Origin of the sequence: Limnohabitans sp., from assembly GCF_044361645.1 — a bacterium.
Lineage (GTDB): Bacteria > Pseudomonadota > Gammaproteobacteria > Burkholderiales > Burkholderiaceae_C > Limnohabitans_A.
Genome location: NZ_JBIKIL010000063.1, coordinates 1 through 21,191, shown reverse-complemented (window position 1 = coordinate 21,191; position 21,191 = coordinate 1). Strand labels below are relative to the sequence as shown.

At 60.8% G+C, this 21,191-nt stretch carries 28 protein-coding genes; 6 read left to right on the top strand and 22 right to left on the bottom strand.

Going from position 1 to position 21,191, the window contains the following annotated elements:
- The 3 genes from ACIQ39_RS11195 to ACIQ39_RS11185 form a co-directional block, all read right to left on the bottom strand.
- Positions 1–352, bottom strand: a 352-nt coding sequence (locus tag ACIQ39_RS11195) for a hypothetical protein (RefSeq protein WP_396434682.1), incomplete at its 3' end; no start/stop codon positions are given.
- Positions 353–621: 269 nt separating this feature from the next.
- Positions 622–1,131 carry a thermonuclease family protein gene (locus ACIQ39_RS11190; protein WP_396434681.1) on the bottom strand — a complete coding sequence of 170 codons (510 nt, stop codon included), beginning with the start codon at positions 1,129–1,131 and terminating at the stop codon, positions 622–624.
- Positions 1,128–1,649, bottom strand: a complete 522-nt coding sequence (locus ACIQ39_RS11185) for a MarR family winged helix-turn-helix transcriptional regulator (RefSeq protein WP_396434680.1) — start codon at positions 1,647–1,649, stop codon at positions 1,128–1,130. The genes ACIQ39_RS11190 and ACIQ39_RS11185 overlap by 4 nt, the downstream gene beginning before the upstream one ends.
- A 113-nt stretch (positions 1,650–1,762) precedes the next feature.
- Between ACIQ39_RS11185 and ACIQ39_RS11180 the strand changes: the two genes are divergently transcribed.
- From ACIQ39_RS11180 to ACIQ39_RS11170, 3 genes are read left to right on the top strand one after another with little or no spacing between them, the layout of a single operon-like run.
- Complete coding sequence (locus ACIQ39_RS11180; protein ID WP_396434679.1) at positions 1,763–2,770, top strand: Bug family tripartite tricarboxylate transporter substrate binding protein; 1,008 nt, start codon at positions 1,763–1,765, stop codon at positions 2,768–2,770.
- A gap of 4 nt (positions 2,771–2,774) precedes the next feature.
- A complete protein-coding gene (locus ACIQ39_RS11175; protein ID WP_396434678.1) occupies positions 2,775–4,088 on the top strand; it encodes a sulfatase in 1,314 nt (437 codons plus the stop codon).
- 23 nt (positions 4,089–4,111) lie between these two features.
- A complete protein-coding gene (locus ACIQ39_RS11170; RefSeq protein WP_396434677.1) occupies positions 4,112–5,797 on the top strand; it encodes a SulP family inorganic anion transporter in 1,686 nt (561 codons plus the stop codon).
- Between the two features lie 33 nt (positions 5,798–5,830).
- Here ACIQ39_RS11170 and ACIQ39_RS11165 read toward each other — a convergent pair whose 3' ends face one another.
- The 3 genes from ACIQ39_RS11165 to ACIQ39_RS11155 form a co-directional block, all read right to left on the bottom strand.
- The gene (locus ACIQ39_RS11165; protein WP_396434676.1) at positions 5,831–6,787 is read right to left on the bottom strand and encodes a putative transporter; all 957 of its coding nucleotides are present in this window, start codon (positions 6,785–6,787) and stop codon (positions 5,831–5,833) included.
- Positions 6,788–6,799: 12 nt separating this feature from the next.
- Positions 6,800–7,189, bottom strand: a complete 390-nt coding sequence (locus ACIQ39_RS11160) for a cupin domain-containing protein (RefSeq protein WP_396434675.1) — start codon at positions 7,187–7,189, stop codon at positions 6,800–6,802.
- A 78-nt stretch (positions 7,190–7,267) separates the two neighbouring features.
- Complete coding sequence (locus ACIQ39_RS11155; protein ID WP_396434674.1) at positions 7,268–7,741, bottom strand: pyridoxamine 5'-phosphate oxidase family protein; 474 nt, start codon at positions 7,739–7,741, stop codon at positions 7,268–7,270.
- A 238-nt stretch (positions 7,742–7,979) separates the two neighbouring features.
- Here ACIQ39_RS11155 and ACIQ39_RS11150 point away from each other — a divergent pair, with 238 nt between their 5' ends.
- Positions 7,980–8,318 carry a BrnA antitoxin family protein gene (locus ACIQ39_RS11150; protein ID WP_396434673.1) on the top strand — a complete coding sequence of 113 codons (339 nt, stop codon included), beginning with the start codon at positions 7,980–7,982 and terminating at the stop codon, positions 8,316–8,318.
- Positions 8,319–8,334: 16 nt separating this feature from the next.
- Here ACIQ39_RS11150 and ACIQ39_RS11145 read toward each other — a convergent pair whose 3' ends face one another.
- The 15 genes from ACIQ39_RS11145 to nudB all read right to left on the bottom strand — a co-directional run bounded on the left by ACIQ39_RS11145 (position 8,335) and on the right by nudB (position 18,927).
- A complete protein-coding gene (locus tag ACIQ39_RS11145) occupies positions 8,335–9,429 on the bottom strand; it encodes a DNA glycosylase AlkZ-like family protein (RefSeq protein ID WP_396434672.1) in 1,095 nt (364 codons plus the stop codon).
- Positions 9,430–9,466: 37 nt separating this feature from the next.
- Positions 9,467–9,682, bottom strand: coding sequence for a DUF4287 domain-containing protein (locus ACIQ39_RS11140; RefSeq protein WP_396434671.1), 216 nt, complete (start codon positions 9,680–9,682; stop codon positions 9,467–9,469).
- Positions 9,679–10,590, bottom strand: a complete 912-nt coding sequence (locus ACIQ39_RS11135) for a crotonase/enoyl-CoA hydratase family protein (protein ID WP_396434670.1) — start codon at positions 10,588–10,590, stop codon at positions 9,679–9,681. The genes ACIQ39_RS11140 and ACIQ39_RS11135 overlap by 4 nt, the downstream gene beginning before the upstream one ends.
- A gap of 162 nt (positions 10,591–10,752) precedes the next feature.
- Entirely contained in the window at positions 10,753–11,289 is a 537-nt protein-coding gene (locus tag ACIQ39_RS11130; protein WP_396434669.1) for a GNAT family N-acetyltransferase, read from the bottom strand.
- Positions 11,280–11,849, bottom strand: coding sequence for a GNAT family N-acetyltransferase (locus ACIQ39_RS11125; protein ID WP_396434668.1), 570 nt, complete (start codon positions 11,847–11,849; stop codon positions 11,280–11,282). The genes ACIQ39_RS11130 and ACIQ39_RS11125 overlap by 10 nt, the downstream gene beginning before the upstream one ends.
- A gap of 4 nt (positions 11,850–11,853) precedes the next feature.
- Entirely contained in the window at positions 11,854–12,393 is a 540-nt protein-coding gene (locus tag ACIQ39_RS11120; RefSeq protein ID WP_396434667.1) for a cysteine hydrolase family protein, read from the bottom strand.
- A gap of 63 nt (positions 12,394–12,456) precedes the next feature.
- Positions 12,457–12,726, bottom strand: a complete 270-nt coding sequence (locus ACIQ39_RS11115) for a BrnA antitoxin family protein (RefSeq protein ID WP_396434666.1) — start codon at positions 12,724–12,726, stop codon at positions 12,457–12,459.
- 18 nt (positions 12,727–12,744) lie between these two features.
- The gene (locus ACIQ39_RS11110) at positions 12,745–13,248 is read right to left on the bottom strand and encodes a DinB family protein (protein ID WP_396434665.1); all 504 of its coding nucleotides are present in this window, start codon (positions 13,246–13,248) and stop codon (positions 12,745–12,747) included.
- A gap of 126 nt (positions 13,249–13,374) precedes the next feature.
- Complete coding sequence (locus tag ACIQ39_RS11105; protein ID WP_396434664.1) at positions 13,375–14,199, bottom strand: DUF429 domain-containing protein; 825 nt, start codon at positions 14,197–14,199, stop codon at positions 13,375–13,377.
- A gap of 1 nt (position 14,200) precedes the next feature.
- Complete coding sequence (locus ACIQ39_RS11100; protein ID WP_396434663.1) at positions 14,201–15,079, bottom strand: EamA family transporter; 879 nt, start codon at positions 15,077–15,079, stop codon at positions 14,201–14,203.
- A gap of 162 nt (positions 15,080–15,241) precedes the next feature.
- A complete protein-coding gene (locus tag ACIQ39_RS11095) occupies positions 15,242–15,664 on the bottom strand; it encodes a BLUF domain-containing protein (protein WP_396434662.1) in 423 nt (140 codons plus the stop codon).
- Between the two features lie 8 nt (positions 15,665–15,672).
- A complete protein-coding gene (gene folE / locus ACIQ39_RS11090) occupies positions 15,673–16,395 on the bottom strand; it encodes a GTP cyclohydrolase I (protein ID WP_396434683.1) in 723 nt (240 codons plus the stop codon).
- A gap of 80 nt (positions 16,396–16,475) precedes the next feature.
- Complete coding sequence (gene clsB / locus ACIQ39_RS11085; RefSeq protein WP_396434661.1) at positions 16,476–17,702, bottom strand: cardiolipin synthase ClsB; 1,227 nt, start codon at positions 17,700–17,702, stop codon at positions 16,476–16,478.
- A gap of 2 nt (positions 17,703–17,704) precedes the next feature.
- Positions 17,705–18,460, bottom strand: a complete 756-nt coding sequence (locus ACIQ39_RS11080; RefSeq protein ID WP_396434660.1) for an endonuclease/exonuclease/phosphatase family protein — start codon at positions 18,458–18,460, stop codon at positions 17,705–17,707.
- Positions 18,457–18,927 (bottom strand): dihydroneopterin triphosphate diphosphatase, encoded by a 471-nt coding sequence (gene nudB, locus ACIQ39_RS11075; protein WP_396434659.1) that lies wholly within the window; start codon positions 18,925–18,927, stop codon positions 18,457–18,459. The genes ACIQ39_RS11080 and nudB overlap by 4 nt, the downstream gene beginning before the upstream one ends.
- 310 nt (positions 18,928–19,237) lie before the next feature.
- Here nudB and ACIQ39_RS11070 point away from each other — a divergent pair, with 310 nt between their 5' ends.
- On the top strand, positions 19,238–19,888 hold the full coding sequence (locus ACIQ39_RS11070) for an ATP-binding cassette domain-containing protein (protein WP_396434658.1): 651 nt from the start codon (positions 19,238–19,240) through the stop codon (positions 19,886–19,888).
- 257 nt (positions 19,889–20,145) lie between these two features.
- On the top strand, positions 20,146–20,604 hold the full coding sequence (locus ACIQ39_RS11065) for an RNA recognition motif domain-containing protein (RefSeq protein WP_396434657.1): 459 nt from the start codon (positions 20,146–20,148) through the stop codon (positions 20,602–20,604).
- A gap of 250 nt (positions 20,605–20,854) precedes the next feature.
- On the opposite strand, the gene ACIQ39_RS11060 is transcribed toward ACIQ39_RS11065, so the two are convergent.
- Positions 20,855–21,191: amino acid--tRNA ligase-related protein (locus tag ACIQ39_RS11060; protein WP_396434656.1), on the bottom strand; the 337-nt coding region annotated here is incomplete at its 5' end.

Below are 21,191 nucleotides of genomic sequence, written 5' to 3'. Positions count from 1 at the left end.
GGTTCAGGCTTTGCTGGTTCTCGGGCAGGGGCGCTGGCGCGTTGGCCTCGCTGGGCCGCCAGGGGGGCACGTCCAGGCTGCTCGGATTGACAATGCGCACCGGCTCGCCCGGCTCTTGCAGCAGCACTTGGGCGACCACAGCTGCGTTGAAAAACCCCTGCACCGTGATGCTTTGCGCTGGCAACTGGCCGGATGCGGGCACGCTGATGATCAGGTTCAGGCCGTCGCGCGCAAACGTCACACCCTCTTGGGCCAACACCAGGCTCTCGCCCGATCTGAGCTGCAAGGTGGCGGCATCGGCCAGTTGCAGGGTTTGGCTGCCTTGCTCGTTGATGCGTTGGAGTGTGATCATGAATCGGACTCAAGATGAATTGAGTCCAAGAATATCACCAACGGGCCAATATGATAATTTAAATAAACATTAAAAACCGTCTATCTATTAATGATTTTGTCAAAAAAATGCTTGCTGATACAGAGGAGTTTTGAATGCGGGCCTTCCGAATTCAAGCCTTACCTACCGTGCATAGATATGACGGGCTGGACTCACCATAGTTTGGTAAGGCGCGGGGCGCGCGGCCGCACAAGTTTGACTCGGAGCCTGTTTCACAGCCACATGCCAGCTCACAAGCCTGCACCATGGCATGGGCCATGGAAATTTCTGAAAACGGACGGCGACATGGGCTTCTGGGTTTGGGCAAACACCCCCAGTTTTTGTTGTTGCGCCAGTCGCTGAGCGCTTGCATAAGGGCCTGTGCCCGTGCGAAAACGGTAGGCCCAGGCCATGCCCGAACGCACCATCTCTGCCCCGAGGTCGACACCGTCTAGGCTCAGACGCCCAATTTGCCGACCGTAACTGTCTTGTCCCAAAGCCTGCACCTGCACATGCTTGCGCAGCGCCAACCGGATCATGGCGTCTCGTGCCTGGGCACCGCCGACTTGACAGATTTCGGGCGCATCAATGCCCTCGATGCGCAACTTGACAGGCTTGCTCTGCCCCTCGCGCACCAGCAGCACCGTGTCGCCGTCCATCACCCAGCTGACCCAGCCCAGCCAAGTCTCGGTGGCCTGGGCCGCGCTGGCCCCACACACCGACAGTGCCAGCGCCAGCATAAAGCGCCGCCATGCGGTCATGCCGCGTCCTTGCCGCGCTGGCCTTGACGCCGGTTGGCGCGTGGCAAGTCGGGGCTGTGCTCGTCCAACAAGGACTGGGCACGCGCCTGCAGTGGCTCCAGCGCCGCATCGAAACGCGCCACCTCAGCGCTGGGCAAAGCGCTGTGGCTATGGCTGTTGATGGCCTGAATTTGGGGCATCCAAACCTCGAAGACTTGTCGCCCCGCAGGTGTCAATGACAGCAAAGCACTGCGCCGGTCATGCGCGGGGATGGTGCGCAACAGCAGCTTGTGCGCCAAAGTCGTCAAGCTGCGCGAAGTGCGGGCCCGATCGCGGCGCATGCGCTGGGCCAAGACCGACGGCGGCAAGCTGCCGTTTTCGTGCAGCTGCGCGAGCAGCGCCCACTCGCGCCGGGTGATGCCATAGCCGCCCTCACACAAGCGCAGCACCATCGCACCGGCCACAGCCGACAAGCGGCTCAAACGGTACAAAAGCCAGTCGTCAATCGTTGCCAAGCGTTGGGAGGGAGACAGGAGCATCAGGGTTTTCAGGGGGAATGCTTGTGAGATCAATTGTCAGTCAGGGCGCTACATTGTGGGCAGGCCTCATCAACAAAGCGCCGCAAGGCCCCTCAGCCCATTTGGAGACGTTCATGAACACCAGCCACCTCACTTGTACACCCACCCCCAAGCGCGCCAGCGCGTTCTCCCGCAGGGCATTGGGCTTGGCCATTTGCGCACTGACCCTGCTCTGGCCCAACTTGCAGGCCCAAGACAAACCGCCGCTCAAGATCGTGGTGGGTTTCCCGCCGGGTGGCTCGGTTGACATTTTGGCGCGCATGGTGGCCCAAGCGCTGCGCGAAGACTTTGGCAGCATCGTGGTGGAGAACAAACCGGGCGCAGGCGGGCGCATCGCTTTGAACATGGTCAAAGCTGCCAAACCCGATGGCCAAACCGTGATCATCTTGCCCAGCGGCCCCATGGTGTTGTTCCCGCATGTCTATAAAAAGCTTGACTACGACGCGGTGAAAGACTTCACCCCTATCACACAAATCGCCCGTTTCCAGTTTGGTGTGGTCTCTGGCCCCTCTAGCAATGTGAAAACCGTGGCCGAGATGGTGGCCAAAGCCAAGACCGATCCGGCCAGCGCCAACTATGGCACGCCCGGCGCAGGCACCCTGCCGCACTTCATGGGCGTGCTGCTGGAGCAGTCGGCGGGTATCACTTTGAACCACATCCCTTTCCAGGGCGGCGCACCGGCCAACACCGCTTTGCTGGGGGGCCACATTGGCTACAAATTTGACGTGGTGTCTGAAACCGCCGAACTCCACCGAAACGGCAAGGTTCGCATCATTGCCGTCACGGGCAACCAGCGCGATCCGCAAGTGCCCGAAGTGCCCACACTCAAGGAGTCAGGCATCAACATGGACGCCACGGCTTGGTTTGCCATGTACGGACCCGCCGACCTGAAAGACGATGCCCTGAGCCGCCTCGAAAATGCCATGATGAAAATCGCGCGCGATCCGGCCACGAAAGACATGATGGTCAAACTCGGCTACGAGGTGATTGGCTCCAACGCCAACGATTTGGCAGCGGCACAGCGCGCGGACTTGGCCCGCTGGGAAAAACCCATCAAAGCCACAGGCGTGCAACTGGACTGAACCCATGACGCCAACAAACACTCCACGCCCCAACATCGTCTTCATCGTGGCCGACGACCTCGGCTTTGCCGACCTGGGCTGCTACGGCGGCCGCGACGCGAAGTTTGGCAAGGTCTCGCCCGTGCTCGACCAACTGGCCGCTGGCGGCCTGAAGTTCACGCAAGGCTATGCCAACTCACCCGTGTGCTCGCCCACGCGTTTTGCGCTGATGACGGCGCGCTACCAGTACCGCCTGCGCGGCGGCGCCGACGAGCCCATCAACAGCAAAAGCAAGGGCAGCAAAGTGCTGGGCCTGCCGCCGGAGCACCCCACGCTGCCCTCACTGCTCAAGGCCAGCGGCTACCGCACGGCCTTGATTGGCAAGTGGCATTTGGGCTATCCGCCGCACTTTGGCCCGATCAAATCGGGCTACGAAGAATTCTTTGGCCCCATGTCGGGCGGGGTGGACTACTTCACCCACGCCAGCAACAACGGCACACACGACCTCTACACCAACGATGAAGAAAAGCACGAGGACGGCTACCTGACCGACTTGATCTCGCACAAGGCTGTGGACTTTGTCGAGCGCATGGCTCCGGGCGCCGTGCACTACACCGCACCCCACTGGCCGTGGGAAACCCGCGAAGACCATGCGCTGGCAGCCGAGGTCAAAGACAACCTGTTCCACCTGCACGGTGGCAACATCCACACCTACCACCGCATGATCCACCACATGGACGAAGGCATTGGCTGGGTGGTGGATGCGCTCCAAAAAACCGGCCAACTCTACAACACCCTGATCGTCTTCACCAGTGACAACGGCGGCGAGCGTTTCAGCGACAACTGGCCCTTGGTGGGCGGCAAGATGGACCTGACCGAAGGCGGCATCCGCGTGCCGTGGATCGCGCACTGGCCCGCGGTGATTGCGCCGGGCGGCACATCCACCCAGCACTGCATGACCATGGACTGGTCGGCCACCATGGTCGAGCTGGCAGGTGCCAAGGCCCATGAGGACTTGCCCTTTGACGGCGTGTCCCTGCTGCCCGCGCTGCGCGATGCCACGCACCGGTTTGAGCGGCCGCTGTACTGGCGCATGAACCACCGGGGCCAGCGCGCCCTGCGCCTGGGCGACTACAAATACCTGCGGGTGGACGGCCACGACTACCTGTTCAACATCCCCGCCGACGAACGCGAACGCGCCAACCTGGCCCCGCATGAACCCGCGCGCTTGGCGGCCCTGCGCGCGGCCTGGGAAGCCTGGGATGCCACCGTGCCCGCCATTCCTGAAGACGCCACCATCAGCTTGGGCTACTCGGTCAAAGACATGCCCCAGCGCTGAAGCCCTGGCGGCTAAGATCGGGCATGCCTGAGATGCAACGTTTTTCAAGTTTTCGTCACTGGCCACGCCTGACCGCCCCACTGGCCCGCACCGAAGTGCTGGCGGGTCTGACCGTGGCGCTGGTGATGATTCCCCAAGCCGTGGCCTATGCGGGCTTGGCGGGCATGCCCCTGGTCACTGGGCTGTATGCCTGCCTGATTCCGGCGCTGCTGGCCGTGCTGTTTGGCAGCGCCAACCGCTTATCGGTAGGGCCTGCGGCCCTGACCTGCGTGCTGATCGCCGCATCGCTCACGGGCATGGCCGAACCCGGCTCGCCCGAGTGGGTGGCGCTGGCGGTGTGGTTGTCGATGCTGTCGGGGGCCATACAGCTGCTGCTGGGACTGGGCAGCTACGGCTGGCTGATCAACCTGGTCAGCGCCCCGGTCATGACCGGCTTCACTCAGGCCGCCTCCTTGCTGATCATGGCCTCGCAAGTGCCTGGACTGCTGGGCGTCAAAGCCTGGAGCTGGGATGTGCAAAGCTGGCCGGTGTGGCTCAGCGGCTGGCCTGCGTGGTTTGGGCTGGGCAGTCTGGTCGTTCTTTTGTTGCTGCGCCGCTTCAAGCCCCGCTGGCCTGGCATCATGATCGTCATGGGCATGGCGTCGGCATTGGCCTATGCCACCGATTACCAAGACCACGGCGCCGTGGTGGGCTTGCTGCCTTCGGGCCTGCCCGATTTTTATTGGCCAGCGTGGCCGGGACTGGACACGCTCAACCAGCTGTGGGTGCCTGCCATGGTGATTGCGCTGGTGAGCTTTTTGGAGACCGCGGCCAGTGCCCGCATCGAATGCCGCAGCGAGGGCAAGCGCTGGGACGACAGCACCGAACTCTTTGCCCAGGGCCTGGCCAAATTGGCCTCGGCGTTTTCGGGCAGCTTTGCCACCAGCACCTCGTTTTCACGCTCGGCCCTCATGCTGTATGCCGGCGCGCGATCGGGCTGGGCGGTGGTGGCCTCGGTGGGCTTTGTGCTGCTGGCTTTGCTCTTGCTCATGCCCGCGCTGCAGTTCGTGCCGCGTTCGGTCATGTCGGCGGCCGTGATTGTGGCCGTGCTCAACCTGTTTCAGCCCCGCCAGTTTTTGAACCTCTGGCGCGTGGGCCGCATCGAAACCATAACCGCCGGCATCACTTTTGCCATGACCTTGTTGACCGCACCGCGCATTTACTGGGGCGTGATGATCGGGGTGCTGGTGGGTCTGAGCCACTTTTTGCACACCCGCTTGCATCCGCGCATCATCGAAGTGGGCCTGCACCCCGACGGCAGCTTGCGCGACCGTCATCTGTGGAAACTGCCGCCCTTGGCGCCTCAGTTGTATGCGCTGCGCATGGACGCCGAGCTGGACTTTGCCGCGGCCAGCGACTTTGACCGTGCCATCACCGACCACCTGGCCCAGCACCCCGAGGTGAAGCATGTGGCCCTGTTTGCCCAACCCATCAACCGCATCGACGTGACCGGTGTGGAAACCTTTGGCCAGTTGCACCGCCAGCTGACCAGCCGGGGCATCAGCCTTCACATCAGCGGCATCAAGCTGCCTGTCGAGACCACCTTGCGCCGAGCCGGTGAGTTGACCGAGGGCCCGCACCTCAAGCTCTACCGCACCGATGCCGAAGCCCTGCAGGCACTCACAGCGCTGGATCCGCTGCCAGCCGACATGGCTGCAGCCGCCATCTGAGCCACCCGATCCACACCCTCGCCGGTCAAGACTTCAGACCAAGGCCTTTTCAAACTCCGACAAACGCTTGTAGATCGAGCGCAGCTCGGTGATGTCGGTCCAACGCTCGATCAGGTAAGAAAACGCGTCGTTCACCTTGCCAAAGGCATTGCTCACCTGCTGAATCACCCCCAAAGTAATCAAGCCGGTGAACAGCGATGGCCCCATCAAGAGGAAAGGGAAGATCACCATCATCTGGCTGTACAAATTGCTCCACAGGTGAAAGTAAGCATAGTGGTTGAACAGCCGGAAATTGTTCAGCCGCACCCCCATGAACAACTCCAGCACCGTGGGCAGGTGCATGCGGCTGCGCTCGTCCTCGGCAAACACCAGGTCCTTGCGCAGCGCCGCCTCGGTGCGTTGGTTGTTGTACTCCAGCCCCGGCAGGCGTATGCCTACAAACCACGAAATCACCGTGCCGCCCAGCGCCGTGACCAGCGCCACCCAAAACAGCGAACCCTCAAACTGCAGCCAGGCGATCGCCATGCCTTTGGACAACAGCCACAAAATCGGAATGAAGGACAGCAGCGTGAGCAGCGCACGCACCAGCCCAAGACCCAGGTTTTCGGTCTGGCGGGCAAAGCGCATGCAGTCCTCCTGAATGCGTTGCGACGCGCCCTCCACCGTCGCGTCGGTGCGTTGCCAGCGCGGCAGGTAGGCCTCGGTCATGGCCTGCCGCCAACGAAAGGCGAAGTGGGAAGCCAGATACGTCTCCAAACTGCGCAGCAACATGAACGGAAAAGCAATCCACGCAAACTGCAGCATGAAGCCCCAAAACTTCTCCAGCCCGCCAGCTTGTTCGGGCTTTTGCAAGAGGTCATAAAACTCGCCGTACCAAGCATTGAGCTTGACGGTCTGCTGCACCGTGATGAACACCAGTGCCACCAAGACCAGCAAGCCACCCCAAGCCCACAAGGCCCACCGGCGTGAGAGAAAGAAACTGCGGAACATGGGCTCTTTCGTTCAGGGATTGACGCTGTCCACGGTCTCGGTCTTGAAGTCGGCGGGCAGCACCACTTCGAGCAACTCCAGATCCTCGCTGTGCCCCAGCTCGCGGTGGCGAATGCCCGGCGGCTGGTGCACACAAGACCCCGCCTCTAGGCGCACCACACCCTGCCCCTCGTATTCAAACTCGATCCAACCCTTGAGCACGTAGACCAGCTGAAACTCGGTGTGGTGCAAATGCGGTTGGCTGGAAAAATCATGCCCGCCAGCAGCGCGGATCACACTGGCCGTGACACGCCCTTGCGTGGCCTGCTTCAGGCCCAAATCGCGGTACTCAAAAAACGAGCGCAAACCCCGCTCGAACTGCGCATCTTTGGCGTGCGTCACCACAAAACCGGTCGTTGTCATGGGCATCTCCTGGGGTCAGTCAATTCGGTTGTACACAACCGCTCATCCTAAGCCCAGTCACAGGGCAAGGCTGTCACCTCATTTTTTGTACGAACCCATTCCATACCGCCGCAACGCACTCTGCACCTGAGAAGCCTCAGTGGTGTCATCGGGGTAAAAGCGGTAACTGGGCGCCACGATGGCAGCGACGGATTTCACATGGACCACCAACACGCTGTGAATGGTGAAGCGTTGGCCCACCATGGCCAGCAGAGGCTTGGCCCAGGTCGCAAATTCGGGGTCGGCTGCATGCACTTCGCGGGCCGCACCTAAAAGCTTGAATCCCTTTTGCACAAACACATCGACAAAGCTCACACACACCTGCGGCTGCTGCGCAATGTTGCGCGCACTGATGGGCGAAGCAATGTGCGCCACCACCACATGACAGTCGTCGGCAATGGCCCAGACCTCTTTGGGCGAAACATTGGGCTGCCCCTGGGCGTCTACCGTGGCCAGCCAGCACAGCACGCTGCGGCGAGCGGTTTCACGAATGGGTTCGGTCAAAAGGGTCATGGGCACTCTCGAGCGTCAATCGACATCAATGCAGCCGCCGATGCAGCCGCCGATGCAGCCGCGTTCCCGGCGATGTAATGGGTCAGACTTCATCGTATCCCTTGATGCTTTTTAATACTTAAAAAGTAGCCATTTTAAAATCACAAGATCTCGCAGACTTTGGTGCATGTCTTGCGAGAAGACTCGATGAGGGTCATCAGCTTCAGACCCGCGAGTGAAATAGAAAGGAGCGCCCACCATGACTGGCTTGAAAACGACTTCGATGACGCTCGCTGAATGGCGTGAGGCTTCTGTGATGGGCAAAAGCAAGATGCAGAAAACCCCAGCACAGACCGCCACACCCTATGTATGGGATGACGTAAATGAAGATGATCGACCGCTAACGCGCGAAGAAATGCAGGCGGGCATTGAGGCTTATTGCCGCCAACGCGGACGACCCACGGGCAGCGACAAGGCATCCACCACCATACGGTTCGATCGTGACGTACTGGCCGCCTTTCGCGCAGGTGGCCCGGGCTGGCAAACCCGCATGAATGCGGCCTTGCGTGACTGGCTCAAAATGCGCACGCCATCCTGAAGCCAAGAGGGCGCGATCAGGCTTCGTTCAGCCTCAAGAAAACAGCCATGCGGTGAAGCTCATCGTCCAGAGCCACGGCAAAGGCCTTGTCTTTGGGTGCCACATCCACAAAGCCCAGCTCAGGCGTCAACACGCCCTGCTGGACACTCAGATTGGCCCAACCTATGACTTGGTCACGCCAAAGCAAGGGCATCGCATAGTGGCCTCGCACCCGCTTGGCGACAGGCGTGTAGGCCTCGAAACGGTAGGCCCAGCCCCACAACTGCTCAAAACGGCGTCGGTCCCAAACCACCGGGTCAAAAGGTGTCAGCAAGTACACCCGATCCAGCACCCCATGGCGACGCGATGCTGGATTTTCCCCTTCGGGCCAAAACCAACGGGTCTCGTCCAGCACAGCGCTGGGCAAGCGCAGGTGCGCACGCTGCAGCATGGCCTGGCGGTGCCCTCGCCACTGCGGCACACCGCCTGCCAGCAGCACGACCAACTGCCCCAAACTGGCCGCAGGCAAAGGCGCGTATTTGGCCACGATCACATCCACCAACTGGTCCATGAGGGTCTCAGGATCGAGCCCACTGGGTTCGTGCTCACGAACAGCGTAAAGGCGCTGACCACCCTCGCGCCGCAGCACACGCAACAGGCCACGGTAGTGCATGCCGTCGAGCAACTGGGTGCTGGCCTGGCTGAGGCCACCAAAGGCATTGACCACACGCCCATGCTCAAAATGCGCAGCCACCTGAGCCGGCCTGACAACGCCTGCCTCGCGCACAAAGGCCAAGACCTCTCGGGCTTGTGCCATGCGATCGTCCGACCACACGGTTCGCGGGGTGCGCGGGTGCATCAGGTGGTGCAGATCACGGCGCACAAAGCCGTAATTGACAAAAAAGTCTTCCTCTATGGGCAGCTCGGGATATCGTGACTCCAGATCCCCTGCCCGATAGTCCTCCACACGGTGACGCAAGATCAGGTCTTGTGCGCGGGCAGGCGCACGCAAAGGATCGGCCTGCACAAAACCCAAGCGCTGCAAAGCCTTGGGCAAGCTCATGGGCTTGAACAGACTGCGGGCCAAGGCATAGCGGCGCAGTGAATCGAGACTCAAGCCGGTCGATGCCATGGCCGCACTCTGACGCCAGCGCTAGGCACTGAGGGTGTCATGGCTTTTGAGCCGCCATCGCATACGCCACCAAGGCATTGGCGTGCCCGTGACCCAGGCCGTGCTCGGTCTTGAGCCAATTCACATGCTCCATGTGTTTCATGCCCGCGCAAAACTTGAGCAATTCCAGCCAATGCGCAATGGGCTGGCCGTACTTCTTTTCGATGGACGGGAAATAGGACGCGGGGCCTTGGGTTTTTTCGGGTGTGGTCATGGCGGGGTCCCCCGGCGCGCCTCATCCATCTGACGGATCAGCTGGCGTGCCGCCTCGCCCTCGGGGATGGGCCGGCCGCTGTCGCGCCATGCCACCGCCGACTTGAAACCCTCGGTCTGCGCATGGCGGCGAAACCACAGGCCCTCGGGGTTGTGGCGGGTGATGCCGTCAAACAAGGTGGCCATGGCCTGGGTTTGCTCCAGCCCCATGTTCTGCAGCACTTGGTTGACCACCATTTTGTGCATGGCCAAGTGGCCCGAGGGCACGCCTGCGATGCGCTCGGCCAGTGCGTGGGTGTGTGCCTCCAACTGGTCCAAGGGCACGGCGGCGGTGGCCAGGCCCCAGTCGGCCGCCGTTTGGCCTGAGAGCACATTGCCCGTGAACATGACCTGCTTGGCGCGCATGGGGCCTAAGCGAAAGGTCCACATGGCGGTGGTGGGGCAGCCCCACACCCGCGTGGGCATGTAGCCGATGCGCGCATCCTCGGCCATCACCAGCAAATCGCAACACAGGGCAATGTCACTGCCGCCGGCCACCGCCGCGCCGTGCACCTTGGCAATGGTGGGCTTGGGGCTGCGCCACAGGCTCATGAAGTCTTCGGTGAAGCGCTTCATGTGGCGGTAATCCAGCATGGGGTCCCAGGGCTGCGACTCTTGCTGGCAGGGGTGCTCTTGCTGCTGCTCGGCGTAGTCCGTGAGGTCGTAGCCGCCACAAAAGCCCTTGCCTGCGCCCTCGACCACGATGACGTGCACCTGCGCATCGTCGTTGGCCCAATCCACGGCGGCGCGGATCTCGCCGGGCATGTCCTCGTTGATGGCGTTCAGGCGCTGGGGCCGGTTCAGCACCAGGCGGGCGATGCGCGGGTTGAGCGCATCGTGCGCAACGGTCAAGGTCTTGAAGGTGGGCATCTGCGGGCTCCTTGAAAAGTCTGAACTCAAAGGGGGCAATTTATCTGAAAGGCAACGGGGGTGCTGTCGCTTATCGAGCTTTTTTTCAGGGCTTGTGCAGGGCCGAGCGACAGGTGATGCATGGGTGCGAACTGAAGCTTTTTGGCTTTGGGGGCTTTGTTTTCAAATCCGCGTGTCCAGCAGCGGCAGGTTGTGCGCCAAGTCCAAGAACATGTGCACTTTGGCGAGAAAACCATCTGGCGTCCAAACCGCCATGGGCTCGACCCCATAGGCCTGAAAACCCAGGCTTTGGTACAGCCGCTCTGCGGGGACATTGCCTTGGGTCACTTCCAACTGCAGCAGTCGAAGCCCCTCGCGCGTTAAGCCATGCTGGATGCATGCACGCATCAGTTCACGGGCCACACCTTCGCCCCGACATTCTTCGCGCACAAACATGGCCACAATCAGCGCCTTGTGGCGCGTCTTGGCTCTTGCAGAAAACTCGGCAGACACCGTGCCCACCAAACCCACTTCGGCAAAAGCCCCCCACACAAGCGAAAGCCCGGCCGGATCGGCAATACGGTGAATCCACCAGTCGTCGGGCTGCAAAGCACGTTCTTGCGGGGTGGAAGTGAACGCATCGGCCGCCTGCGCATAGGCATACAACATCAGGGCCTTGTAGGCCATGGCATCTGCTGGCGTGAGTTGTCTTATTTGCATGCTGGTGCGGACCCCATGAAGACATGATTTTCATGCCGTTGATCCCCCATCACGAAGTCGCTTGTGCCCAGTGCTGTATAGCCATGACGCCGATAAAACCCGATCGCGCGCGCATTGTTCACATTGACCGTCAACCACAGCGGCAAACCCGTTTGAGTGCGGGCCATTTCTTCGGCTACCCCAAGAAGCTGCCGCCCAACACCCTGCCCCACAAAATGCGCTTGCACATAAAGCGTTTGAAGTTCTGCAGAGGCAGGGGCATGGATTGGGCATGGCACGTCCAACTGGAGCACCACAAAACCAATGAGGCAAGCCTCCCGCTCTGCCACCCAGAGACGCGCCCGGGGATCGTTCAACAGGGCGAGGTACTTTTCTGGGATGAGCTCGGTGCGCGTGTAGTGGCTGATGGCTGCAGAAATGCCCTGTGTTGCATAAGTGTGAAGCCACACTTGTGTCGCCAACACGGCCATACAAGCCGCATCGTCAACCCGGGCCGTTCGGACGACCACGTTGATAAGAGGCGCGTCAGCCTCGCCATTGCCGCTTGTGTGCGGAGTCATCGGATCACGCCCCCAAGCCAAGCTCTTGGTGCGCCACGGCCGTGACCCTGGGGCCGAAACTGGAGATGTTGGTGAGCGTGGCATTGTGGTGTGCAATGACTTGCTGCGGCCCAATGGCCGCATTGCCCGCCGAGGTGTGGGCATCTGACACCAGCACCACCGGGTAGCCCAGGGCCAAAGCCTTGCGCGTGGTGGTGTCGACACAAAATTCGGTGTGCATGCCGCACACCACCAAGCGTGTCACGCCAAGGGCCTGCAAAGCCTCGTGCAATTGGGTGTGCAAAAAAGCGTCGGGTGTGGTTTTGCGCATCCGCCGATCACTGGCCTGCACCTGCAAGCCCGTCGCCAATTGCCACTCAGGGCTGCCGTGCTCCAGATAGCCTGCGCTCGACTCGTGCTGAATGAAGAACACCGGCACGCCCGCAACGCGTGCGCGGTGCGTGACCGAGTTGATGCGTTCTATGGTGCCGGGACAATCGTGCGCGGCTTCGGGGCCTTCGCACAGGCCTTGTTGGACATCGATGACGAGGATGGCGGTGTGCATGGCTGATTGGGTGGAGGTCAGAAGGGAAACAAGCGAGTCCGGCAAAAAATATGCCCGCTCAAGTCAAGCCTGCGTATGCGTTTTCAACCAATCCCGCAAGGCAGCGTCAACACGGGTTTGCCAGCCTTGGCCCCTTGCACGAAAAGCACCCACGACATCAGGCGACAAGCGAATGGTGATGCGTTCTTTGGTACTGGCAGCTTTTGGGCGGCCGCGCAGTTTGGCCTGCAATGTTGGGGGCAAAGCATCAAAACGAACGGCTTGCTTGAACATGTCGGATGTCCACTCGGGGTTGTCGTCGTCTGGCTTTTGAGGATTTGGTTTCTTTTTCATGGCTTTATGGCTGTGGCCTCAAAGCCTTCCGGCGCGGCGGGCTGGTTCATTCACATGCAGAAACTTCGTGTACAGATCACGCGGCGGTGCGACCGAGATCGACTTGAGCACTTGACCCACATTGCCCCGGTGGTAAGCGCCGTGGGTAATGACGTGCATGAGCATTTCTTCCCGCGTCATCAGGCCAGCGTCACCGTCGGTGAATTGAAATGCCAAGGGCTTGGCCGCTTGCTGGGCCGTCAAGCGGGCGGCATAGGCCTGGAACCAGGCATCGGTTTGCGCCACTTTGAAGTGAAGTTCGGCCAAGGCGGGGGTTGCGTCGGTGTTGGTGGCGCTGAATCCATGGGCTTGGCCGCGCAAATGCGCTTGGAAAATACTGTCCACCACATGGATGTGGTTCAGGGTGCGCATCGCCGTGTGCAGGTCGGCAGCGTGGTTTGGCGTGTCCACATCGGCCAATGCATTGAACAACTCGTTGTTGGCCCAGGTCTTGTGGGCAAAAAGCGATTGGAGGGTTTTCACGGCTGCAAGTCTCCCCTATGTGATGCCATTTCATTGGGGTCTGAGCACATTGTCCAGCCCAAAATAGGAATCACATTGTATTTATTTTTACCCTTGGAGACCCCCAAAGCGGCCTTCTAAGCCGCCTCATGTCGTCACGATCCACCCCTCCAGCGGATCAAACGGCGGCAAGCCGTATTGCGGGTGCCCCGCTTCGTGTTGTTGTTGCGCCCAGGCCGCTTGCATCAGGCACAGGGTGGCGTCGAGTGCATCGCCGCTGGCGTCATTGGCCAGACGCCCCAGCAGCGCATTGCTGGCCACCAGGCGCAGGCCCAAGCGGGTTTGGCCGCGCTCCAGCGCGCTCAGCAGTTCGCGCCGGGCCAGCAGGCGCTCTGGTGTTTGTTTGGCCTTGTCGTCGCTTTTGTAGCTTTGCTGGCCCAGCACCTCGCGCGCCAGCAGCCCGGGGTAGGCCTCCAGCGCCACGCGGCGAGCGTCACCCGCGTGCAAGCCGGGCAAGTGCACCCCCGCTTGGCGCAACAGCAACACGCCCGCGTGCAGCATGTAGGCCACCGGCGGGTTGACCCATTTCATGGAGGGGCTGGAGCCTGCGGGTCGGTCGGCGGCGCGGTGCGCGAACTTGCCGCCCACGGGGCGGGCGTTGCAAAACGTCGCAAACTGCTCGCGAATTTGGGCGCGCTCCAAGGCGCAGTAATGGTCCATGCAGGCGGCCCAGTCGGTGGGCCAGCCCAGGGTTTCGACCAATTCGCGCGGCAGGCCAAAGGGCAAATCAAAACCACCCACCCAGTCAGCGGGCTGCGCCAGCCAAACGCCAAATGCACTCAGGGTGTCAAAGCTTTGCAGGGATTGCAGCTGCACCCTGCCCTGCCGGGCTTGGCCCAGGGCCAGCACGATGGGTTTGCGCTTGCTGGGGCTGCTGGAGAAATCGCAGCCGATCAATGACACAGGGCTCATCTCACCACCCCAAGGCCATGACGCCTGCGGCGATCAGCACAGCCCCGGCAATGCGCGGGCCCCGGTCTTTCTCGCCCAGCAAATGCCCGCCCAGCAAAGCCGCAAACAGCATGGACACTTCGCGCGCCGGGGCCACATGCGACAGCGGTGCCACCTGCAGGGCGTACAGCACCAGCACATACGACACGGGGCTGAAGATGCCCACGACCAAGGCGTAACGTCTTTGCTCTAACCACAGCGCCCACACGGCCGGGCGGTCGCGCAACAAAGTGGGCGTCAAAAAAACCAGGCGCAACAGGTTGCCAAAGTAGTCCACCAAAATGGGCGACATCAGCGCCACCTTGACGGCATAGCCATCGACCACGGTGTAACTGGCAATGAACACACCGGTGATGCCACCATAAAAGATACCCGTGCGCACACGCGCTTGCTGCTGCGGGTCGCGCGCTGCCTGCCACAAGCCGGGGCCGCCCGCAATCAGAAACACACCGACCACCACGCCCAAAATGCCCATCAGGCCCAAGGCTGAAATTTCCTCCCCGAAGAAGAAGATCGCCACCATGGACGACAGCAGCGGCCCCGAGCCTCGCGCCAGCGGGTACACCACCGTCAGGTCAGCCTTGCGGTAGCCACGCAGCAACACAATGAAATAGACGATGTGCAGCACGGCGCTGACCAGCACCAAGGCCCATTCGAGCAAACCCCAATCGGGCACTTGCTGCCAACCCACCCACAGGCCCACCGGCGCCCAGAACACCATCAGCACCACCGAGCTGAAGGCGACAAAGCGCACATCGCCACCGGCTTTTTTGGCGGCGATGTTCCAGCAGGCATGGATGAAACCGGCCAAAACAACCATAGCCAACGCACTCAGAGGCATGCTTCAATCCATTGGGATGGACCGCGCAAAGCGCGAAGATCAAAAAACGCGTCCATCTTTTGTCGCCAGATGCTCAAGGCCAAGTGCGCCAAGAACCCCGCAGGCTGGATGGCCACGCTTCGCTCGCCATGACGAGGAAACGGACAGCCACAACTGCTGCGCTCAAGCCCGACCGATGATGGAGGCGGTGGCCATCAATTCTTCGAGCAAGGCCAGTGAGACTTTGCCCGAGACGTTGTAAGGGTCGAGCTCGGCGCGTTCGGAGTATTTGAGCAAGATGTTGGTGTTCACGCGTGACGCATCCACCTGGCCCATGGTCCAGCCGCCAAAACGGCGCTCAGAGATTTCTTCGTAGTGCAGCAAGACCACTTCTTTGTGCCGCGCATCTTTTTGGATGTGGCCATACAACTCGCTCACCGCGCTGCGTCCGCCTTCGATGGCTTGCAAAAAGATGCCGCCGCCATAGCACAGGATGCCGGTGATGCCGGTGCTGGGGTTGAACTGGCGCGAGCGCGCCAAAATCGCGTCGATGGTTTCAGGGCGGTCATCCACCACACGGCTGGCGTAAAGCAGGCGTACCAACATATTCAATCCTATTTGGGAATCAATGACAAAAATTCGCGGCGCAGGTTCGGGTCTTTGAGAAAAGCACCACGCATGACCGAGTTGATCATCTTGCTGTCCATGTCTTTCACCCCGCGCCAGCCCATGCAGTAGTGGCTCGCCTCCATGACGATGGCCAAGCCATCAGGCTGGGTTTTGCGCTGAATCAAATCGGCCAGTTGCACCACGGCTTCTTCTTGGATCTGGGGGCGGCCCATGATCCATTCGGCCAAACGGGCGTACTTGGACAGACCAATCACGTTGGTGTGTTCGTTGGGCAACACGCCGATCCAGATCTTGCCAATCACAGGGCAAAAGTGGTGGCTGCAGGCGCTGCGCACGGTGATGGGGCCGACAATCATCAGCTCGTTCAGGTGCTCGGCGTTAGGAAATTCGGTGATGGCTGGGCCTTCAACGTAGCGCCCCTTGAACACCTCTTTGAGGTACATCTTGGCCACGCGCCGGGCGGTATCGCCCGTGTTGTGGTCGTTCACGGTGTCGATCACCAAACTGTCCAAAACACCGGCCATTTTGGCGGTGACCTCGTCCAGCAGTTGGTCCAATTCGCCGGGCTGGATGAACTCGGCGATGTTGTCGTTGGCGTGAAAGCGTTTGCGGGCAGCGTTAATGCGCTCGCGGATCTTGACGGAGACAGGAACGCCATCGTCGTCGGGCGTGGCAGCAGAAGCAGTCATGGCATCTGGGGGGGTCATTAACATGGGATGATCCTAACAGCGATTGATCGGCGCACAGCGGTCAGGGGGTTTGGCCATGGCCGCCCACAGGCCAAGCATCAATACCGGTGTCCGGTCAGAAAAAGCGCCAGCCGCATCAGCCCAAAAGCGATGCGGTCGCGCAAGCGCTGTTGCCATTGCCTTTGGCCCCAAGAGCTCGAGATGGGCGTGCTTTGCGTGGCAATGACTTGGCTCAGGCGTTGGTGCAATTTTTGTGCGAACAAACGGTCGGCCACCACCACATTCGCCTCTCGGGCCAAGAGCAAGCTCAGCGGATCCAGATTAGACGAACCTACGGTGGCCCACGATCGGTCGCTGTCAGGGTCAACCACCGCCACTTTGGCGTGCAAAAAGCTCGCATCGTATTCGTAGATCTCCACCCCAGCAGCCAGCAAAGCACCATAGACTGGGCGGGCAGCGTGGTATTGCATGAAGTATTCATAACGCCCCTGCAGCAGCAAGCGCACACGCACCCCACGCGCAGCAGCATGCACCAAGGCCTTGCGCAGCCTGCGTCCCGGCAAAAAGTAAGCATTGGCTATCAGTACTTCCTGCCGCGCCAGGCCAATGGCTTTGAGGTATGCGCGTTCAATTTGGCTGCGGTGCAACACGTTGTCGCGCAACAGCAAAGCCGCCCGACTGGGCAGGGGCTGTCCGTCTGGCAGGGGCAGCGCTTGCTTCCAAGACAACGGCAAACCGGCTGTTTTGAAGGACCGCAAAGCCTGCGGGATTTTGCGCTCGCGGACATGCATTGCCCCTTGCAAACGCCACCACAGTTGCAACATGCTGTGTTGGATGTGGCCCACCAACTCGCCTTGCGCACTGACCGCAAAATCCAGCCGAGGCCGAGCCAAGCTGCCATAGTGCGGGTCGTACCAATCGTCCAGGATGTTGATGCCGCCGCAAAAGGCCGTGTGCCCATCCACCACGCACAGCTTGCGGTGCAAGCGCCGCCAGCGGTTGGGCATGAGCAAACCCAGCGTACCCAATGGCGAGTAAACCCGCCAATCAAGCCCCGCCCGCGCAAAACGCTGAGACCAAGCTTCGGAAAGCTTGGGCGTGCCCACACCGTCCACCACCAAGCACACGCGCACACCCCGCAAGGCCGCTCGCTCCAGCGCCTCGGCCACCAAAGCGGCAGCGCCGTGCACATCAAAAATATAAGTCTCCAGCAACACATGCGACTGCGCTTGGTCTACAGCCGCCACCAGGCTTTCGAAATAGCCCTGTCCGCCTTCGATCAAGCGGATGTGATGGCCGTCGCGCAAAGACGGGTTGTGCCGCATGCTCAGTCGTTCCAAGCGAATTCAGCCACCAGCGGTAAGTGGTCCGACATGCGCTGCCAAATGCGCCCCACAGGCACCATGGCATGCACAGGGGTCAGGCCCCGGGCATAAACATGGTCAAGCTGGTTCAAAGGCAAGCGCGATGGGTAGGTGGGCGTTGGCTGCTCGCGCCACTCGCGAAAGCCCGCCAGCGCCATGCGTCGCCCCAAACCTGTGCCCCAGTCGTTGAAATCGCCCGCGACCAACACGGGCTCATGCGCCGGAATGTCTTGCGTGATGTGCGCCAGCAAGGCACCGACTTGCCTGACACGACTGGCGGGCATTAAGCCCAAGTGCACCACCAGCACATGCAGCACACGGTCCACGACCTCAACCTGGGTGTGCAGAAAACCGCGCTGCTCAAACCGGTGGTCCGAGATGTCTCGGTGCTGGTGGGTGAGCACCGGCCAACGCGACAACATGGCGTTGCCGTGTTCGCCATGCCGGGTGATGGCGTTGCTGCGGTAGATGGCTTCGTAGCCTTCAGGAGCCAAATACTCGGCCTGCGGCAAACTGGGCCAATGTCTGAAATGAGCCGCCTCGCGGCGGTGCATGCTGCGCACTTCTTGCAAGCAGACGATGTCAGCGTCCAGCTGCTCTACGGCATGACCTAGGTTGTGAATTTCAAGGCGACGCGCAGGCCCCAAGCCTTGCACGCCTTTGTGAATGTTGTAGGTGGCCACCCGCAACAGCGGATGTTCGTGGCGTTCGGGCTTCATGGTGGGGTGGTCATCAAAAATCTGGGCAACATCAGAATGGCTTCGGCATTGGAGGGGGAAAAGCATTGGTCGGCAGCGGCCTGCCAAGGCAACCATTGGGCTGCGGTGTGCTCGCGCGGACTGAGCACCACGGGCAGTGTCTGCGGCACACACAGGCCAAACACACGCTCGGTGTTGCGGCTCACACCGGGCGCATAACGCCAGCGCCAAGCCGGGTAGATGTCGTACACGTTTTCCAGTTGCCAGTCTTGCAGGCGGCAGCTCGGGTCTTGGGCATCGATGCCAGTTTCTTCCTGCACTTCGCGGATGGCCGTCTCCAGCCAGCTTTCTTCTGGGTGGTCTTTGCTGCCCGTGACCGATTGCCAGGTGCCCCAGTCAGCACGCCGGATCAGCAAGACGTCTTGGGCAGGCGTGTGAATGACCACCAGCACCGATTGAGGAATTTTGAAGCCAACAGGGACTGACATGCGCTGACTGGACTCCCGCAAAAAAATGACAACAGAGCTGGTTCATTGTAGTCAGCCACCACAGCGCCATTGATGCCCTGTTTTTACCCTTGAGAGGCCCGGCCTGAAGCCAACTCAGGCTGCAAAGCTTGGCACGGCATTGCCCAGCAGATGCCCGGCGCAAAAAAATGAACCCGATTGGGGTTTTCAGCGCCGCTGGCTGGTTCTGGCGCAAGCGCTTGTTGGCCATTCCAAGCTGGCCATTTCCGAGCTGGCCATTTCAAGCTTGTTGCAACGCTGACAGATGGCATCAACTGATAGCATGACGGCCATGCCCTTGACCACCACCTTGTTTTGCACGGCCTGCCACACCCCGGTGCTGCAAGCCCGAGGGCTAACGGGCGGTCCAGCGGGTCTGACCTTGTTTGAGCCAATCAGCTTGAGCTTGCAACCGGGTGTTTCTGCGCTGCTGGGCGATGAAGGCACAGGCAAAACCACTTTGCTGCGTCTGCTGGCGGGTGACTTGGCGGCCACTCAAGGGCAGTTGTGGGTCTCGGGCTCGCCCGTTCCCTTGTCTACACCCCAACCGGCATCGGTCTTTTGGTGTGACTTGCGCCTGCCCATGCACGATGCTGACTCACCCGAGGCGTGTTGGGCCCATTTGCGCCGCCGCTTGCCCGCTTGGTCCGACGACATGCAGGCCCGCTTGGTGGCCGATTTGCAACTCAGCCCCCATCTGGGCAAACGCCTGAACATGCTGTCCACAGGCAGTCGCCGCAAAGTGGGCTTGGTGGCGGCTTTGGCGTCAGGTGCCACGGTCACCCTGTTGGACCAAGCCTTTGCCTCGCTGGACGCGGCCTCTGTCCGCGTTGTCGAAGAAGTGCTGCGCCAAGCCAGCGATCACACCACACGAGCATGCTTGATCGCGGACTATGAAACGCCCAACAACTTGCCATTGGCCAGCCTCATGACGCTCAATTGAAAGCGAATTGACGGAAATTGATTGGCCATGAGCCCTTTCAACCCGTGCAGATACCTTGTTTGACCAAGGTCAAAAATAAAACAATTTCAATCCATTCAGTTACTTTGGCCGCTTTGCCCCATAATCAGACGGTGCGCGTTTAAAAACGCCACACATCAGGTGATCGGTCAGTTTCGCGCGCTACGGCGGCAGTTTTCAGTTTGTTGTGCTTTCGGGACCCCATCGCTTTCGTTTTCATGTGTTTTTCAGGAGTCCCCATGGGCAATAAACTTTACGTCGGCAATTTGCCGTACACGGTCCGCGACGAAGACCTGCAGCAGGCATTCGGCGAATTCGGCGCCATCACCAGCGCCAAAGTCATGATGGAGCGCGACACCGGTCGTTCCAAAGGTTTCGGTTTTGTGGAAATGGGCAGCGATGCCGAAGCCCAAGCCGCCATTGCTGGCATGAATGGCCAATCTTTGGGTGGCCGCAGCATCACCGTGAACGAAGCCCGTCCGATGGAGGCACGTCCTCCCCGTACCGGCGGCTTCGGTGGTGGTGGTGGCGGCTACGGCGGTGGCGGTGGCGGCGGTGACCGCTCCGGCGGTGGTGGCTACGGCGGTGGTGGCGGTGGCCGCTCCGGTGGTGGCGGCTACGGCGGTGGCGGTGGCGGCGGTGACCGCTCCGGCGGTGGCGGCTACGGCGGTGGCGGCGGCGGCCGCGGCGGCTACTGAGCCCTGCAAACCCTGCTAACGGCAGCGATGCCGTTGCAAAACATCTGGTTCAACCTCACGGCTGAACCCCAGCATCAAAGGCTTCAAGACCTCGGTTTTGAAGCCTTTTTTCATGGGCTCATATGAGTTGAGTTCAATGAACACTTGCCTGCACACATTTGTGCTCAACATCGCTTCAGGCTTTGTAAGGCGATCAAAACACCAACGCCACCCAAGGGTGGCGTTGGCGCACTGCGGCTTGGGCCTGAACTTATGCGGTTTTGACCGCGTCCACATTGCGCAGCTTGATGTGCAATTCGCGCAGCTGCTTTTCGTCCACCGGGCTGGGCGCTTGCGTGAGCAAGCACTGAGCGCGCTGGGTCTTGGGGAAGGCGATCACGTCGCGGATGGACTCGGCACCGGTCATGAGCGTGACGATGCGGTCCAGACCGAAAGCCAAACCACCGTGTGGCGGCGCGCCGTATTGCAAGGCGTCAAGCAAAAAGCCAAATTTGAGCTGGGCTTCTTCGGGCGTGATCTTTAAAGCGTCAAACACTTTTTGCTGCACGTCGGCGCGGTGGATACGCACCGAGCCGCCGCCCATTTCC

Coding starts and splice junctions, on each gene's coding strand:
- ACIQ39_RS11190 (WP_396434681.1), bottom strand. CDS start 1,131: ATGACCGCATGGCGGCGCTTTATGCTGGCGCTGGCACTGTCGGTGTGT.
- ACIQ39_RS11185 (WP_396434680.1), bottom strand. CDS start 1,649: ATGCTCCTGTCTCCCTCCCAACGCTTGGCAACGATTGACGACTGGCTT.
- ACIQ39_RS11180 (WP_396434679.1), top strand. CDS start 1,763: ATGAACACCAGCCACCTCACTTGTACACCCACCCCCAAGCGCGCCAGC.
- ACIQ39_RS11175 (WP_396434678.1), top strand. CDS start 2,775: ATGACGCCAACAAACACTCCACGCCCCAACATCGTCTTCATCGTGGCC.
- ACIQ39_RS11170 (WP_396434677.1), top strand. CDS start 4,112: ATGCCTGAGATGCAACGTTTTTCAAGTTTTCGTCACTGGCCACGCCTG.
- ACIQ39_RS11165 (WP_396434676.1), bottom strand. CDS start 6,787: ATGTTCCGCAGTTTCTTTCTCTCACGCCGGTGGGCCTTGTGGGCTTGG.
- ACIQ39_RS11160 (WP_396434675.1), bottom strand. CDS start 7,189: ATGACAACGACCGGTTTTGTGGTGACGCACGCCAAAGATGCGCAGTTC.
- ACIQ39_RS11155 (WP_396434674.1), bottom strand. CDS start 7,741: ATGACCCTTTTGACCGAACCCATTCGTGAAACCGCTCGCCGCAGCGTG.
- ACIQ39_RS11150 (WP_396434673.1), top strand. CDS start 7,980: ATGACTGGCTTGAAAACGACTTCGATGACGCTCGCTGAATGGCGTGAG.
- ACIQ39_RS11145 (WP_396434672.1), bottom strand. CDS start 9,429: ATGGCATCGACCGGCTTGAGTCTCGATTCACTGCGCCGCTATGCCTTG.
- ACIQ39_RS11140 (WP_396434671.1), bottom strand. CDS start 9,682: ATGACCACACCCGAAAAAACCCAAGGCCCCGCGTCCTATTTCCCGTCC.
- ACIQ39_RS11135 (WP_396434670.1), bottom strand. CDS start 10,590: ATGCCCACCTTCAAGACCTTGACCGTTGCGCACGATGCGCTCAACCCG.
- ACIQ39_RS11130 (WP_396434669.1), bottom strand. CDS start 11,289: ATGCAAATAAGACAACTCACGCCAGCAGATGCCATGGCCTACAAGGCC.
- ACIQ39_RS11125 (WP_396434668.1), bottom strand. CDS start 11,849: ATGACTCCGCACACAAGCGGCAATGGCGAGGCTGACGCGCCTCTTATC.
- ACIQ39_RS11120 (WP_396434667.1), bottom strand. CDS start 12,393: ATGCACACCGCCATCCTCGTCATCGATGTCCAACAAGGCCTGTGCGAA.
- ACIQ39_RS11115 (WP_396434666.1), bottom strand. CDS start 12,726: ATGAAAAAGAAACCAAATCCTCAAAAGCCAGACGACGACAACCCCGAG.
- ACIQ39_RS11105 (WP_396434664.1), bottom strand. CDS start 14,199: ATGAGCCCTGTGTCATTGATCGGCTGCGATTTCTCCAGCAGCCCCAGC.
- ACIQ39_RS11100 (WP_396434663.1), bottom strand. CDS start 15,079: ATGCCTCTGAGTGCGTTGGCTATGGTTGTTTTGGCCGGTTTCATCCAT.
- ACIQ39_RS11095 (WP_396434662.1), bottom strand. CDS start 15,664: ATGTTGGTACGCCTGCTTTACGCCAGCCGTGTGGTGGATGACCGCCCT.
- folE (WP_396434683.1), bottom strand. CDS start 16,395: ATGACCCCCCCAGATGCCATGACTGCTTCTGCTGCCACGCCCGACGAC.
- clsB (WP_396434661.1), bottom strand. CDS start 17,702: ATGCGGCACAACCCGTCTTTGCGCGACGGCCATCACATCCGCTTGATC.
- ACIQ39_RS11080 (WP_396434660.1), bottom strand. CDS start 18,460: ATGAAGCCCGAACGCCACGAACATCCGCTGTTGCGGGTGGCCACCTAC.
- nudB (WP_396434659.1), bottom strand. CDS start 18,927: ATGTCAGTCCCTGTTGGCTTCAAAATTCCTCAATCGGTGCTGGTGGTC.
- ACIQ39_RS11070 (WP_396434658.1), top strand. CDS start 19,238: ATGCCCTTGACCACCACCTTGTTTTGCACGGCCTGCCACACCCCGGTG.
- ACIQ39_RS11065 (WP_396434657.1), top strand. CDS start 20,146: ATGGGCAATAAACTTTACGTCGGCAATTTGCCGTACACGGTCCGCGAC.